Here is a 256-nt window from a genome sequence, read left to right on the forward strand (position 1 = left end):
GCAGGTCTTTGGTAGCCGCAGCCAGATCAGCTCCGATGACTTGTGCGCCGCTTTTGGCGATGTCGGTATTGTCGATGTCGCCTTTCACCAGCGAAGCGATCGGACCGTATGCCCAGACGCCAACATCGATCCCTGTGTGGCCATGCCCCGTCCAGCCTACAGCCAGCCTTTTGGAAATGACGGCATTGTATCCGCCTGCGCGCCCGTAAGACGAACCGTCGCCTTTGAGAATGAGCGCAACCTCGTCATCCGACAT

1 protein-coding gene is annotated in these 256 nt (G+C 58.6%); it reads right to left on the reverse strand.

The annotated features are described in order from the left end of the window. A partial coding sequence (locus tag KVT27_RS25360) for an alkaline phosphatase (protein WP_217582247.1) occupies positions 1 to 256 on the reverse strand: 256 nt, incomplete at both ends.

It is taken from the genome of Lysinibacillus sp. GbtcB16 (genome assembly GCF_019091145.1).
Lineage (GTDB): Bacteria > Bacillota > Bacilli > Bacillales_A > Planococcaceae > Lysinibacillus > Lysinibacillus fusiformis.